Below are 12,236 nucleotides of genomic sequence, written 5' to 3'. Positions count from 1 at the left end.
TAGCGCACCCCTCCCTTGGCTGGTCGGGTAGCGCATCCCTCCCTTGGTTGGTCGAGTAGCGAAGCGTATCGAGACCCCCACCGACCCCCACTACCCAAACTTCCGCGGCGCCACCGGCTCAGCCACACTCCCGATCTCGCCAAGATCCACGGTCGGGTTCTTGAAATCGACCGTGAACTCATGTGCGTCACTGCGAGGCAAATAGCCACTTGGCGCCGACACCTCGCGCAGCGACCAGGTGCCAGGCGTGAAGCCACCGGGCTCGTCAGGTGCCAAGGGCACGTCATTGCGGATGGCGAAACTGCCCGTATCGCTCGTTGCCTCGGCTGAGCCCGTGACTTGCGCGGTATCTGCGATTGGTTCAAGCGCCCACTGTCCGCCGGTAAGCGCCGCACCAGTGTCGCTGTCAACGTTGTTCCACGTCACCTCAACCGGATAGCAGACCGTGTTCGTTGCATCCAGTCCGACATAGTCACCCGTGAAGTTCGCGGTCACGCCAAACGTCTCATTCGTGCGCGACTTGTCGTAACCGTTTGCCGACAGGCCCGGCACCTCGATCACGATCATCGCGCCAGCCGGCTGGTCGCCGAGATCGAAGGTAAGGGTTTGGGTGGCCGGGTCATAGGAGGCGGCGTTCGCAAACGAGTGCGGATCATCGGGGTCGAGATTCGGCACGTATTGATCGGCGACTGGATAGTAGGGGTCGTCAAACGAAGTCTGTAGCGGGCGGCTTGAGTCGTACGCCCAGTTTGTTGTCTTGACCGTCGGGTTGAGGCTGAAGAGGTGTTCGCTCACACCTGGGTATGGGCCCGGTAGGTACGTCTCCGTCGAGTTGTACGGTGTCGTGTTGTGCAGTCCCAAGGTCGAGGTTGCCCAGTCATAGGTGCGGTACTTGCTTGCCCCCGACCAGATCTCCAACTCTTGCGCGAGACTGGCGCCATCGGTCGAATACTCCTTGACCTTGCCGTTCTTCAACGTTCCGGGCACCCACGTGCCATCTGATTTGATCGTGAGCGTCGAGTTCGTCGTTGCAAAGTCGGTCGCCCACACGACGCGGAAATAGGGATTGGTCTGCGTGTCGTTGAACCATTGGTTGAGGTAGAGCAGGCCGTTGTTGCCCGTGAATGCAGGTTCGGTCGACATGCCGGCCACCGCCATCGTCGAGCCGGTCGGCGTCGTAGCCGTGCCGCCCGAGACCTGTGTCTGCGCCTGCCAATTCGCCTTGCAGTAGTGGTCGTAATCCTGCCCGTTGGTGACCGTGCGCGTCGAACCCGGAACAGTGTGCGTTGCCGCGCGATCGGTCTCATAGGTAGGAGTCTCAGAGAACGATGCTTCCGAAGGCAGGTAGTAGGTCGGCGCGGTAGCACCAGGATGCGCTTGCGCGCTCAACGCACCACCAACGAACACCGTCAGGGCGAGGCCAAGCCCCGCGATGCCCTTTGCAATGGTTCGTTCGGTTCTACGTGCCAAGTGCTTGTTTTCCTCCAACTCGGAATGCTCGAACGGTTGATTCTGCACGGTCTCGCTGTGGTGAAGTGATGAGTTCACCGTCAATCACGTGAGCGTCCACAAGTGATCGAGAGTATCCGGCGACGTTACGCGGCTGGCGGCTTCCGTGTCGACACCGCAATGCGGTTGTACGCGTTGATCATGGCGATCGCGGCCATCTCGGCTTCGCTGAAGAGGATGGGCGCTTCGCGCCAGCCAGCGAGCACGTCGAGTCGGCGCTGTTCCTCGCCGAGCTTGCGGGCATCGGCGATGTGCATATCGAGGCAGAAGGCGCAGCCATTGAGCTGTGAGGCTCGAATTTTCACGAGTTCGTGGATGAGCGGATCGACGCCAGTATTGCCCACTGCGGCGTTGGCGCGGCCGAGCGCCTGATAGAAGTCGGGGACGAGTTCGCCGAGTTCGAATCGTTGGGTCATTCGTTGCTTCCTTCAGCCGATGCTTGCTGGAGTGCGGCCGTGACGTCGGCCGCGCTGCCTGGGCGGATGGTGCGGGCGACTTCGACGCCGTCTTTGAGCACGACGACGGTCGGCCAGAGCTTGATGCCGAATGAGCGGCCGAGCGGGATGCCCTTGCCGTCGGCGGCTTGGATGTGCGTAAGCTCGCCGGCCGACGCAAGTGCCTCGTCAATCTTTGGTCGCGCTGCGCGACAATACCCGCACCAATTCGCGCCGAACTCGAGCGCGACGATGCCGGTATGGCGTCAACTTCGGCGCGCGTGGGCTGGTCCTCCAAGTATCCGAGAGTCATTCGGGCACCCTATTCGCGAACCCTGCACGTGGTCTGCGCTTTCGGTGGCAGACACCGCCCATCCGGTGCAGAAACGGAGGTCATGCGGCGCAGATGTCCTCGTGACTCCTCCACCCGCAGGGGGAGCATCCATCGGACTCGGGCGCCGTCAGATCATGCCGCAGTTCCTATAGCTCGCGGAGGTAGCAGAGCATCCGTTCGCCGTTCTCGTGGTTTGTGAAGCCACGTTCTTCGTAGAATCTTCGCGTGTCAAGGTCGTCCTCGTCGACGTTGATCTGGACCTCGCCAATGTTGCGCGCTCGGGCTTCGCGTATGAGGTGGTCGATCAGTTCGGTGCCAAGGCCTTGGTCGCGTCGAGCCGGGGTGACGTATAGCTCGTCCAGTGTGGCGACCGGTCCGTCATAGTACGGGGAGGGGCGCGTGGTCACGAGTGCGAATCCGACAGGTTCGGGGTCATCCGCGAGGAGCACCAGGACGTCGGCTCGCTGCAACAGCAGGGTGAAGCGCCCCTCGAGAACGTCGATCGGAGGCACCCATGTATCGAACTCTTGGTTGAACGCGAAGAGGAGGGACGCGACGACCGTGGCATCCTCAGGGATAGCCATTCGTGTGCTCATGGCCCTCATTATCCGTGAATAGGCCAACTTCCGCTGTGCATTCCATCGGGCTTCGACGCCCCCGGCGAGTGGCGCTCCCGGATCCTGTGGGTGCTTGCGGAGACCGAGTCTAGACCGACCCCGACGGCCGCTCCCGACTGCTCACGTTCACGGTCGTTGGTGCCGGGGCCACCGGCGTTGAGATGGACGGCCAGTTCCGCGAGGTGGGGTCCGCACGCTGCGGATTAGGCTTCCGCGCCATCGACCCGCCGCGCGCACGCGTGATCCTTGCGGGCGCCCCCGCCCGCACGTCCTGCCCCTTAGGGCCCATGTCTTCGGCACAGGGACCCAGGAGGCGCATGAGTGGTTGGCGTCGAGATGCGCCTCGTGCAAGTCAGAATGCGCTCAAAACAAGCCCGGTCGAGCACGCCGCGATAGGCTTGGACCGGTCGACGTGACAGCCACCCCATAAGCGCTCAAGACGCGCTCAAAGCGCCATTCGAGCCAACGAGTAAGGCCCCAACTTCCGCCTATTTGCAGGGAAGTCGGGGCCAAAAAACTTGGGGTGCCTGAGTAGCACGTTCGGCAACTCCACCCCCAAGACAAAAACCCTGGTCAACCGCCTCGACCGTGGGGTCTACGAGGTCTCTCGACGCCCCCAGGATAGCGCTCCGAAGGACGATCGTGGCCCTGTTGTAAGGACTGTCGAGACGGCTCAAACTTTTCTCACCGCCTCCGAAGTGGACGGGCTCGTCGGCGACTACCTGGCCGGGATGAGCGTCAAGGCACTCGTCGAGAGGTACGGCATCCACCGCGCCACCGTGTTCGCTCGCCTCCGTCGCCGCAACGTGCCAAGCCGCCGACCGGGGTTGGGGATCGACGAGAAGGCCGAGGCCGTTCGCCTCGCCCGTGCGGGTGTCTCGATGCGCGCGATCGGTCGCCGTATGGGCGTGGACCGCAAGGCAGTGCGCGCAGCACTGGTCGAGGCTGGCCTCATCGCGGACAAGATCATCGACGGCGTGTCGTGAAGCAGGATGGTGGTCTGGCTCCGCGCGAGGGCGCATCAAAGTTCGAATGTCAGTGGTCCACCGTAGGCTTGGATTGACGGTACGAGAGCGGCTCGACCGCAGGTGACGGGAGAGTCAAGCATGGCCAAGTCAGTCTTCTACAGCTTCCACTACGACCGCGACGCATGGCGGGTGCAGCAGATCATCCAGATGGGCGCGTTGGAGGGACAGCCCATCCTCAACGCGCAGCAGTGGGAGGAAGTCAAGCGCAAGGGTGACGCGGCCATCAAGAAGTGGATCGCCGATCAGATGGCCTACAAGTCGGCAGTCGTAGTCTTGATTGGCGCTCAGACTGCCAGCCGTCCGTGGGTGCGCCACGAGATCGCGCACGCCTGGGACAACCACAAGCCGCTGGTTGGCATCCGAATCCATGGGCTGGCCGACCGCAACGGCAACACCGACTCATACGGAGAGAACCCGTTCAGCAAGGTGTCGCTCAAGGGCGGCGGCACCGTCGGCGACTACGTGCCGGTCTACAGCCCCAGCGGATCGAACAGCCAGGCCGTCTACGCGGACATCAAGGCGAACATCGCTACTTGGGTCAACAATGCCTACAAACGATCCTGACTGCCCCTTCTGCGAGATCGTCCAGAGAGACGACCCCGATGCCCGCGAGGTCTATCGCGATCAGCATGTCGTCGCGTTCTTCCCCCACAACCCGGCAACCCTCGGACACACCCTGGTCATCCCTCGCATCCACGTTCCCGACATCTGGACGCTTGACCGAAGCACTGCAGAACAGCTCGCTGACGCAACAACCCGGCTCGCCGCAGCGGTCAAACGTGCAGTCAATCCGGACGGGCTCAATGTCATCCAGTCCAACGGCAGTGCGGCGAGCCAGACTGTCTTCCACCTGCACATTCATCTTGTGCCTCGCTGGGAAGGCGACCCCATCGGCCACATCTGGCCGCCCGAAAGCAACTACAGCGAGAAGGAGAAGGACGACGCGTGGGAAGCGCTGAGAGTCGAGTGTCGGAAGGCGAGCAACAGTTGAGCACGTCGAGCGCACCCTCTGAAGAAGATCGGCGGAAGCACCTCGACTTCATCCAGGCAGTCGTCACTCGCATGTCCGCTGCGTCATCAAGCGCGAAGGGGTGGCTGCTGCCAGTTGCGACGGCCACCTATGGGTTCGCGCTGATCCAGCACTCCCGGGCGGTAGCTCTGCTCGGACTCGCTGCGGTCGTGCTCTTCATGTTCCTCGACGCCAACTACTTGCGACAAGAACGCGCCTATCGGCGCCTGTACGACACAGTTGCACGGGGCACGCGGGCCGTCCCGCAGTTCTCACTCGACCCATCCGAAGCTGACGATCCGATACCGGCGTCGGCCGGATGGCGTGAGCGAGTCAAGACTGTTGTTGGCCGATGGGTCCCGACCTGGAGCGTTTGGTCTTCGTGGTCGATTCTGCCCTTCTACGGCGCGCTCTTGCTCATAGGAGTCGGCATCTATATCCGCGCCGTCCTCTCCTAGCTGCGGCCCAACCGGGGCCGACCGTGTACCTCGTCGGTAAGTGAAACGCCGAGAGGAACCGATGATGGCCAACTTGAGCGATGTTGCGAGCGACGAGCGCACCGCGAGGATGGTGCTGTCCATGCTCGTCGAGCCCAATGACCCGGTGACAGGACGCATCTTGTCCAGGCTCAGAGCAGTCGAGACGCTTTGGCTCGCTGAGCACGACCGCGAAGTAGTCGGTCTGAGCCCAGTGGACGCGCAGGTCTGGCGCGAACGCCTCAGGGTGCCAGATGCAAGGGAGCTCGCCGGGCGAATCGACCAGGTGCACCAATCGGGGGTTCGAGCACTCATCCCAGGCGATAACGACTGGCCTACCGCTTTCGACGATCTTGGTGAAGTTGCGCCCTACGTGCTGTGGACTCGCGGCACGTCGTCCTTCCTCTCACGTCCGATGAGCGATCTCGTCACGATCACCGGGGCTCGGGCATGCACCTCCTACGGTGAATACGTGGCTCGGGAACTCGCCAGTTCCGTTGCCGCAGAGGAACGAGTTGTCGTCGCGGGAGGTGCCTACGGGATCGAAGGCGCGTCGCACCAGGCCGCCCTCGCTGCAGGTGGCGACACGATCGCCATTCTCGCCAACGGAGTCGATCGCCCGTACCCTGTCGGCCATCGCGATCTGCTTGATCGCGTCGCTGATGTCGGCCTTCTCGTCAGTGAGGTTCCGCCGGGTGCCGTTCCGACCCGACACCGGGTCATCGCCCGAGCCCGGCTGATGGCTGCGCTGTCCTACGCGTCGGTGATCGTCGAAGCGGGTGCTCGATCTGGCTCACTGCTGGTTGCCCAGCGAGCCGACGAGCTCGGCCGACGTGTCGGTGCCGTTCCCGGACCAGTCACGAGCGCCGCCAGCATAGGACCGCACCGCTTGTTGCGCGACGGCATCGCGACCTTGGTGGCGGACACTTCGGACCTCGCCAAGCTCGTGGAGCGGGGCCAGGTGTCACGAGAGCGACTCGACATGGAGCAGGTCGGCCCACCTTCGCCTGCTCCGACGCGCACGCTGTAGCGCGCCGGTCAGCGGTGGACGCCGGAGCCTGAACTCAGCGAGAGCTTCGAGTGAGCTCACCCAGTGGCACATCCTCGGAGAGCTCCTGCCGCTGCTGCCGCTGCTCGCGGTATTCACGGGCGCGAGCCCTTACGAGGAGAACGACGCTCACTGGGCCGATGGCTATCATCTTGAGAGCGTTCCAGAGGCAGACCAGCACGACGAGGTGGAGCCATCCTGGGCCGCCGTTCTCAATGAGTGTGGTGCACCAGAAGGCGATGACCAGGTAGGGACCGGCCAGGAGCATCGCGGGGACGCCCCACTTCAGTCCCTTCCTCGCGCGGATCAGATCGAGCAGGATGTTGCTCGGCATGTAGCAACGCAGGAAGTAGCGAACCTCGGCGCTGGCTGTCCACAGTAGGCGGATCATGATGGGCTCCTCTCAACACGCGAGTCGTTGTCGAGACGGTGCGTGGCGAGTGACCCGAAGGTCTGCCGCGAGCGGCCCAAAGGTAAGGAGAAATCCGCCTCACCTCAAGGCTACGCCCCAGTCATGACATTGGGAAGGGTCAGATGCTGCGCCCAGGCCCGGGCTGGTCGCGCCTGACGGCCTGGAGATCGACCTCTGTCTGACGGCTCTCATCAGCGACCAGCTGACGTACCTTGTCGAGCGCGGAGCGCGCTCGGGCGGCGTCGATCTTCTGCGCGGCCGACTCGGGCGGGGCACCGATGGGCGCGTCGTCGGTGATGCGGTACCGGTCTCGGTAGGCCGCGACCACACGTGCGGACTTGCGCCAGGCCGCGGCTCGTCGTCGATCGGCGAGCGGTGTTCCGAGTGCCTTCGTCCACGCTGCGTTCTCGGTGAGCGCGGCTTCGAATGTGGCGTCGGCGCGTGCCTCGATCAGTTCCTCTCGCTCGTCGAGAGCTGCTCGCATCTCGGCGTCGATGACTCCATGCGCCCGTGGGAGCAGGCCGGCGATGAGTCGTGCTGGCTTGCGGGTTCGGCCTGATCCTGCGGGCCGGGCGGTCGCCCGCTCGACTCGGTAGTGGAGGACGGCGGCGATGTCGTCCGCGTCACCGAACCCGCGCACGGCCACGAGGCGCGGCAGGAGGGCATCGACATTGTGATGGTTCGCTTCAGCGCGTCGGAGTTCAGCCGCGAGCGGGCCGAACGCCTCGGACTCGATGGCACTCTCGGCCTGTTCCTCGGTGAGCCCGGAGCCCCGAACGAGAGTGGCCCAGCGGTCGCGTTGGGCTGCGGCGGCGATGGTCTCGTACTCGGCGGCGAGCTGGGCGATCGAGCCCCACTGTTCCTGTTCGGCGACGATGGTCTCGTGCGCCGAGAGCTCAGCACCACTGTGCTGCAGAACTCCGTAGAGCACGCTTCGCGCGGTGGCATGTGGGTCGTCACCGGGGTGTGGTTGCGCGTGGTCGTCGGCGCGGTCGAGCGTCACATAGGCATGGTTCGCGTGCCGCCCTCGGGTCATCGCAACGTAGAAGGTCTCCCTCGTCGAGGTCGGTTCGACCAGCACGTGCGCGGTGTCGGTCGTGATGCCTTGGGCGCGGTAGGCCGTGACTGCGTAGCCGAGATCGACATGCTCGGCCACGTACGACGCTGGAAGCACGATGCTGCCGCCGAACCTGCGCCCACGCCTGCGAGCCCTGATAGTTCCGTCGTCGCGGACAGTGGTGCCGGTCCCGTAGTCGCGCGCGATGGTGATGGTCCCGTCGTCGCCGACTGCGGTTATGGTCCAGATGTCGCCGTTGCGCACCCAGTCCCGCCCGGCCAGGGTGCGGAGGTTCCGGTTGTTTTGTCGCGTGATGATGGTGTCGCCAACCCCGGCGGCGGTGCCGTCGCGCAGCTCGACCTCACGGTCGGGATTCAGCGTCTTGTTGAGGATCAGGTCGGCGCGCGCGCGACCGTTCAGCACGGTTACGTCGTCGTGGGTTTCGGCGATCAGTACCGATACCAGTCCCGCGTCGCGGTCGGCGCGCCATGCGTTGTAGGCGGCATCGGTCATGGCCTCGCCGTCGCCCCCCGTGATGCGCTCGTGGGCGAGGTAGGTGTCGATAGCCGCCGTGCGCCCGTGACGCAGTTCGAGCGAGGCGGTCTTCTCCCAGGTGTGGGTGAAGCGGTGAACGTCGACCAGTTCGGGGGTGTCGGCGCGGTCTCGGGCGATCATCGCGAACGCACCGCCGGCGTCTACGGATTGCAGTTGGGCGTAGTCGCCGACCAGCAGCACCTTCGCGCCAGCGTCCTGGGCGAGGTGGGTGATGCGGTCCAGTGACAGGGTGCCGGCGAGGGAGGCTTCGTCGATGATGACGAGCTGTCCCGCCTCGAATGTGGTGCCGTGGAGAAGGTGGTTCTGCCACCACTTCGCCGTGTTCTCAGTCTCGATCCCGAGATCGTCGGCGAGGACTTGAGCGGCAACCGCTGACGGCGCGAGCCCGACGACCGAACCGGAGCCGTGCTCGGCTTCCCACGCGCGGCGGAGCGAGTTCATGGCGGTGGTCTTACCCGCCCCGGCAGGACCGACCAGTACATCGAGCGTTCGTCCTGACACCGCGATGCGGGTCAAGGCGTCGGCTTGGTCGTCGCCGAGCATCCGGCCGTCGCTGTCGGGTCTGCGCGTGATCTTCTCGACCGTCGCGAGCTGCACCGTCGGACCGGTCAGCTTGGCGGCTCGTTCGAGGAGTCTGTCCTCGGCAGCGAGCTGGGACTCTGAGGTGAACACTGTCGAGCTCTTCGGTCGGAACACCGAGGTGCCGTCGGGGCGGTGGAACACGACTGGTGAGGCCGCGAGTTCAGGTGGCGTCAGCCGGAGCGAGACGTGTTCGGCGGCGTCGGCGATCATCGCGACGATCGCTTCTCGGTCCTGCATGGTGGCGAACCGCCAGCCCATAGTCTGCCGCGATGCCTCGGCCATGAGATTCCATCGCCGCCAGGTCGACCGCTTCTCACCGACCACCTCGACGACCGTACGCCCCAGTTCGCCGATCACGTCGAGCGGCACGTCGTCGGCACGCAGGAGCATCGGCTTGTCGTTGTCTGTGATCTCGCGTGCCCATGACGTCGCGTCCTGGCCCAGGGTCTTGCTCGCTCGCGTTCGCCACTCGGCAGTCAGGTCAGCAAGGGATCGGACCTGCTTCTCGGGGCGGGTCGCGAGTGTGGCTTGGGCTCGCAGTTTGAGGATCGTCGCGTTCGATGGTTGGCGTCCGTGCTGGGCAACGTACTCGTCGATGAGCCGGTTCTTCTCCGCGTCGATGTGGCGGGCGCGGGTGGAGAACTCCGCGACCAGCTCCTCCGGCACGCCGGTGATCGCCCACGCTGGGTTCCGGTCCCGGCCCATCTCGCGCGCCTCCCAGGAGACGCCGAAGGTGCGGGTCATGTGGTCGGCGAACACCGCTTCGTGTAGCTCGGAGAGCGCGACGACGGCGGCGTGCATCGGTCGGCCGTCGAGCGAGCGCCACTTCCCATCGAGGACGGTCTTGGCCTTGTTGCTGATGACGATGTGCGTGTGGAGGTGAGGGTCGCCGGCGCGAGAGTCGAAGTGATCGAACGCGGTCGCGATGAGCCCGGTGACATCGACCTGCGCAACCGCGCCGTCCCCGGCGGTTGCGCCCGTGCGGGTGGCTGCAACCTCACGTTCCATGAACGCAACCACCTCCGCAACCGCTCGATGATGCGCCTCGCCGATCAGTGCCTGCACTCCGGCATCGGCGACTGCCCACAACACGCTCGCGGACTTCGGGATGGAGAAGGTGAAGTCGAAGCCCGCGACCGCGCGTCGCGTGCTCCGGGCAGTCTCCTCGGCAACGATCTGCGCGACGGCCTCGCCCTTGGCCCCAGGCGTCATCGTCGGGTCGAGGTCGGCGATCCGCGCCTCGATCCGCTCTTCCTGGCTCTTGTAGGTCGCGAAGGCACGACCGAGCGGCTCGTCGGTGATCGGATCATGGCCAGTTCCCATCAGGAGCTGGAGCTGGTGCTCCGATACTCGGTCGCCCACCTGAATCTCGCCCTTGCCGAGGGCCGCTACGCCCGCGCCGAGCCAACGACCAGGCGGGGTGCCTTCCTCCATGTAGTAGCGCGTGAGCGGCGTGGAGAGTGGTCTGTTCCCGTCGGCTGCCGCAACCGTCTTGAGCAGGTACTTGTAGCCATCACCCGCCGACATCACGCGCATCGAAACCGTCATGCTCACCTCCGCTCCTGCCGAGCAGGTGAGCACCCGCACCCGGTGACTTCTGCTGCGGTTCTGCCTGACTCACCCTCGACCTGCAAGAGGCGTGTGACCTCGAAGAGGGCGCGAGCAGAGATCGGCGGCATTGGCGCGACTCGCGGAGTCGCTCAAGGCTCGGTTGAGCAGCGGGCGTGTGGCGGAGTCGTGCACCTGACAGGTGACCAGCTCGGCATCAGTTCTCGGTGAGCGACGGATGCCGGGGACGACCGTCACCGGAGCAGACTTCATGCACGACCTCGACGCCAGCGGCGACTCAGAACTCAAGATCGGATCGCTCTTCAGCGGCTACGGCGGACTCGACCTCGCCGTCGAGCACGTCTTCAACGCCAAGACCGTGTGGTTCTCCGAACTCAACGAGCCCGTCGCCCGTGTCTTCTCCCGCCACTGGCCCGTGGCCCCGAACCTCGGTGACATTACGGCCATCGACTGGAGCCAGGTCGAGCCCGTGGACATCCTCATCGGCGGGTTCCCGTGCCAAGACGTTTCCACCGTCGGCAAGCGCGCCGGCCTCGCGCCTGGCACGCGCTCGGGTCTGTGGGCGCACATGGCCGCGGCCATCGACGTGCTCCAGCCCGAATGGGTCGTCATCGAGAACGTCCGCGGGCTGCTGTCCTCACCCGCGACACGGCCACCCGCACAAGGAGACGACCATGGACAACGCAACCCCGACGATGCAACCCCCGACGGCGCAACCCATCCCGGCATGGAATCCGACCCGTGGCACCTGGGAGACAACGCAGCTCGACCTCTACGGGCTCTCGGCGCCGTTCTCGGCGATCTGGCCGACCTGCGGCTGGATGCACGATGGATCGGCCTACCGGCTTCCCTTGTCGGCGCTCCTCACCAACGCTTCCGCATCTTCGCACCCGCGCGGCGCACTGTTCCGCACCCCACTGGCGACGGACTCATCGCGCGGCGGGGAAACACTCGACCAAGTGCGAGCAAGACGAGGGACGATCGCACTGTCGCACCAGATCATCGACTTCGCACTCCACGGGCCAGCTGGCTCACCGAGCAGGAGAAGCGAATCGGAGACGCTGTGGTCCCTGATCGACGGACTGTTCAGCGCTGGGGACGCTACGCCGACGCCATCACCCGCTGGGAACACATCACCGGACGGTCAGCGCCCGCACCGGCCCTCCTGAACGACACCGACGGCCCCCGCCCGGCACCTGACTCGTGCCACCGGGGTGTGTCAGTGAAAGGGCAGGTCGAGGGCGTCCAGGAAATGTGTGCCGGTCGGGGTAAAGAGGCTCATCCCAATCGAGGGTGTAGGTGGGGTCTGAATCCTCCGGTCTCGAGCAGCGATCTGGCGATGTAGTTGGTCAGGTTGCGGAAGCCGAGAGCGGAGCCTCGCAGGTGTTCGAGCCGGCCGTTGATGGCCTCGGTGGGGCCGTTGGAGGTGCCGGGCCGGTCGAAGTAGGCCAGCACGTCCTCGGCCCGCTTCTTCAACGTCCGGCCGAGCTTGGTGATCTCGACCAGCGCCCTCGGGACGCCGGCGCTGACGTCGGCGATCAACTTGACCATCAGCTCGCGGCCCCGGCCGCGGTCCTCGTGGCGGTAGGCGGCGATCATCCGCTGG

Annotated in this window: 13 protein-coding genes; 6 read left to right on the top strand and 7 right to left on the bottom strand. The window is 65.1% G+C overall.

The features are described from left to right. Nucleotides 1-90: 90 nt before the first annotated feature. The 4 genes from EG850_RS10030 to EG850_RS10015 form a co-directional block, all read right to left on the bottom strand. Nucleotides 91-1,470, bottom strand: a complete 1,380-nt coding sequence (locus EG850_RS10030) for a prealbumin-like fold domain-containing protein (protein ID WP_124973062.1) — start codon at nucleotides 1,468-1,470, stop codon at nucleotides 91-93. A 125-nt stretch (nucleotides 1,471-1,595) separates the two neighbouring features. Further along, a complete protein-coding gene (locus EG850_RS10025; RefSeq protein WP_124973060.1) occupies nucleotides 1,596-1,925 on the bottom strand; it encodes a carboxymuconolactone decarboxylase family protein in 330 nt (109 codons plus the stop codon). Beyond that, nucleotides 1,922-2,197 carry a thioredoxin family protein gene (locus tag EG850_RS13770; RefSeq protein WP_214609550.1) on the bottom strand — a complete coding sequence of 92 codons (276 nt, stop codon included), beginning with the start codon at nucleotides 2,195-2,197 and terminating at the stop codon, nucleotides 1,922-1,924. The genes EG850_RS10025 and EG850_RS13770 overlap by 4 nt, the downstream gene beginning before the upstream one ends. Before the next feature lie 226 nt (nucleotides 2,198-2,423). Then, nucleotides 2,424-2,873, bottom strand: a complete 450-nt coding sequence (locus EG850_RS10015; protein WP_124973058.1) for a GNAT family N-acetyltransferase — start codon at nucleotides 2,871-2,873, stop codon at nucleotides 2,424-2,426. Nucleotides 2,874-3,592: 719 nt separating this feature from the next. On the opposite strand from EG850_RS10015, the gene EG850_RS10010 reads away from it, so the two are divergent. From EG850_RS10010 to EG850_RS09995, 5 genes are all read left to right on the top strand, one after another. Continuing rightward, nucleotides 3,593-3,880: a hypothetical protein gene (locus EG850_RS10010; protein ID WP_185715026.1), complete on the top strand. Its 288-nt coding sequence runs from the start codon at nucleotides 3,593-3,595 to the stop codon at nucleotides 3,878-3,880. A 120-nt stretch (nucleotides 3,881-4,000) separates the two neighbouring features. Then, nucleotides 4,001-4,486, top strand: coding sequence for a TIR domain-containing protein (locus tag EG850_RS10005; protein WP_124973056.1), 486 nt, complete (start codon nucleotides 4,001-4,003; stop codon nucleotides 4,484-4,486). Beyond that, nucleotides 4,467-4,913, top strand: a complete 447-nt coding sequence (locus EG850_RS13295; protein WP_047692334.1) for an HIT family protein — start codon at nucleotides 4,467-4,469, stop codon at nucleotides 4,911-4,913. The genes EG850_RS10005 and EG850_RS13295 overlap by 20 nt, the downstream gene beginning before the upstream one ends. Next, nucleotides 4,910-5,389: a hypothetical protein gene (locus tag EG850_RS13290; protein ID WP_185715025.1), complete on the top strand. Its 480-nt coding sequence runs from the start codon at nucleotides 4,910-4,912 to the stop codon at nucleotides 5,387-5,389. The genes EG850_RS13295 and EG850_RS13290 overlap by 4 nt, the downstream gene beginning before the upstream one ends. Before the next feature lie 64 nt (nucleotides 5,390-5,453). Next, nucleotides 5,454-6,437, top strand: a complete 984-nt coding sequence (locus tag EG850_RS09995; RefSeq protein ID WP_124973054.1) for a DNA-processing protein DprA — start codon at nucleotides 5,454-5,456, stop codon at nucleotides 6,435-6,437. 34 nt (nucleotides 6,438-6,471) lie between these two features. On the opposite strand, the gene EG850_RS09990 is transcribed toward EG850_RS09995, so the two are convergent. Both EG850_RS09990 and mobF read right to left on the bottom strand, forming a co-directional pair. Next, nucleotides 6,472-6,846 carry a sulfate permease gene (locus EG850_RS09990; protein WP_124973052.1) on the bottom strand — a complete coding sequence of 125 codons (375 nt, stop codon included), beginning with the start codon at nucleotides 6,844-6,846 and terminating at the stop codon, nucleotides 6,472-6,474. A 139-nt stretch (nucleotides 6,847-6,985) separates the two neighbouring features. Beyond that, nucleotides 6,986-10,609, bottom strand: a complete 3,624-nt coding sequence (gene mobF, locus EG850_RS09985; RefSeq protein ID WP_235829287.1) for a MobF family relaxase — start codon at nucleotides 10,607-10,609, stop codon at nucleotides 6,986-6,988. 238 nt (nucleotides 10,610-10,847) lie between these two features. On the opposite strand from mobF, the gene EG850_RS09980 reads away from it, so the two are divergent. Beyond that, nucleotides 10,848-11,975, top strand: coding sequence for a DNA cytosine methyltransferase (locus tag EG850_RS09980; protein WP_235829286.1), 1,128 nt, complete (start codon nucleotides 10,848-10,850; stop codon nucleotides 11,973-11,975). Here EG850_RS09980 and EG850_RS09975 read toward each other — a convergent pair. Continuing rightward, nucleotides 11,909-12,236 (bottom strand): transposase (locus EG850_RS09975; RefSeq protein WP_148097118.1); only part of this gene is annotated, 328 nt, incomplete at its 5' end. The genes EG850_RS09980 and EG850_RS09975 overlap by 67 nt on opposite strands.

The organism is Gulosibacter macacae, assembly GCF_003865375.1.
Taxonomy (GTDB): domain Bacteria; phylum Actinomycetota; class Actinomycetes; order Actinomycetales; family Microbacteriaceae; genus Gulosibacter; species Gulosibacter macacae.
This window is presented reverse-complemented; position numbering and strand designations above follow the sequence as displayed.